The organism is Deinococcus pimensis DSM 21231, assembly GCF_000519345.1.
In the GTDB taxonomy this organism is placed as follows: domain Bacteria; phylum Deinococcota; class Deinococci; order Deinococcales; family Deinococcaceae; genus Deinococcus_A; species Deinococcus_A pimensis.
On record NZ_KI912635.1, the window covers coordinates 99,295 to 101,214 of the forward strand.

Sequence of the window (1,920 nt, forward strand, 5' to 3'; positions counted from 1 at the left end):
GCGGCTCCCGGAGAGCGCGCGCGTCTCCGTCCTCGTCTGCACGCGCGACCGACCCGACGACCTGCGCGTCGCCCTCGCGGGCCTCACCGCGCAGGACACCCGCCGCGACCTCGACATCGTCGTGGTCGACAATCATCCCGCTTCCGGACTCACCGCGCCCGTCGTGCGGGACTTCCCCGGCGTGCGCCTCGTCACCGAGACCCGGCCCGGCCTCTCCTACGCCCGTAACGCCGGACTGCGGGTCTGCCGGGGCGACGTCGTCGCCATCACCGACGACGACGTGGTCGTCCCACCCGGCTGGCTGGAAGCGATCGTCGCGCCCCTCGCGCGGGCCGAAGTCGCCGTCGTGACCGGCAACGTCCTCCCGTACGAGCTGGAGACGCCCTCGCAGCGCTTCTTCGAACGATACGGCGGGCTGGGGCGCGGCTTCGAGCCCCTGGAGTTCGACCACGCGTGGTTCCGCGCATTCCGCAAGAAGGGCGCGCCCACGTGGTACATCGGCGCGACCGCGAACGCCGCCTTCCGCGCCTCCATCTTCCGCGATCCCGCCGTCGGGCTCATGGAGGAGACGCTCGGGGCGGGCATGCCCGCCGGAGTGGGGGAGGACACCTACCTGTTCTACCGGGCCCTGAAGGCCGGACATACCATCGTGTACGACCCCGGCGCGTACCTGTGGCACAAACACCGCCGGGACATGCGGGCGCTGCGGAGCCAGCTCGCCGCGTACAGCCGCGGGCACGTCGCCTACCACCTCCTCACCTTCCTGCGCGACCGTGACCTGCGCGGCCTGCTGCACGTGGGGCTCGCCATGCCGTACTGGCGCGTCCGTCAGGTGCTCGCGTGGCTGCGCGACGCGCCGCGCGGCCGGGCGCACTACCCCATGGACCTCATCGTGCTCGAGACGTGGAACAACCTCCTCGGGCCCGTGGCCCTGTGGCAGTCCACGCGCATCGTGCGGCGGCTCGGACGCAGCGAACCTCTCACACCGGAAGGCGGCGCGAACGTCCCCGCGCCCGTCGCGCGAGCGGGGAGCCCTGCGTGACCACCCTCGAGGCGGGTGGACGCGGCACGCGGCTCACGTACCTGCGCGACCTCACGCGCGAGCTCGTCTCCCGCGAGCTCAAGCTGCGCTACCGGGGTTCCGCCCTGGGGCTGCTGTGGTCCCTGCTCACGCCGCTCGCGCAACTCGTGGTGTTCACGCTGCTCTTCCGCGGTGTCCTCAAGCTCGACGTCCCCAACTACCCGCTGTTCGTGTTCGTCGGCGTCCTCGCCTGGAACTGGTTTCAGTCGTCCATGATCGTCGCGGCGGGCGCCATCACCGACAACCGCGAGCTCGTGCGGCGCCCCGGCTTCCCCACGATCGTGCTGCCCGCCGTGACCGTCGCGACGAACTTCATGCACTACCTGCTCGCGCTGCCCGTCCTCGCGCTGTTCGTGCTGCTCTCCGGCGTGACGCTCACGCCCGCACTGCTGCTGCTGCCCGCGCTGCTCGCGCTGCAGTTCCTGCTCACCCTGGGGCTCGCGTACCTCGTCTCCAGCGTCAACGTCACCTTCCGTGACACCGCGCACCTCCTCGCGGTCGCCCTGAACCTGCTCTTCTACCTCACGCCCGTCTTCTACGCCCCCGAGAGCGTCCCCGAACGCTTCCGCCTCGTCGCGAACCTCAACCCGCTCGCGGCGCTCCTGAACGCGCAGCGCGACGTGATCGTCGAGGGGCGCGTCCCGGCCCTCGCGCCCCTCGTGGTCGTCGCGGCCCTCGCGCTCGCGCTGCTCGCGCTGGGCGTGGCCGTCTTCCGCCGTCAGAGCGGCCGCTTCGCCGAGGAGCTCTGACGTGGACGCCGCCATCGAGGTCCGAGGGCTGGGCAGGCGCTTCCGCCGCCGCGCCGGGGACCGTCCCGCCACCCTCAAGGAGGCCCTCAC

Annotated in this window: 2 protein-coding genes; both read left to right on the forward strand. The window is 72.0% G+C overall.

Going from position 1 to position 1,920, the window contains the following annotated elements; all coding sequences use genetic code 11:
• A partial coding sequence (locus DEIPI_RS29435; protein WP_157463537.1) for a glycosyltransferase family 2 protein occupies positions 1-1,042 on the forward strand: 1,042 nt, incomplete at its 5' end.
• The gene (locus tag DEIPI_RS0107645; RefSeq protein ID WP_027481384.1) at positions 1,039-1,830 is read left to right on the forward strand and encodes an ABC transporter permease; all 792 of its coding nucleotides are present in this window, start codon (positions 1,039-1,041) and stop codon (positions 1,828-1,830) included. The genes DEIPI_RS29435 and DEIPI_RS0107645, both read left to right, overlap by 4 nt.
• Positions 1,831-1,920: the final 90 nt, after the last annotated feature.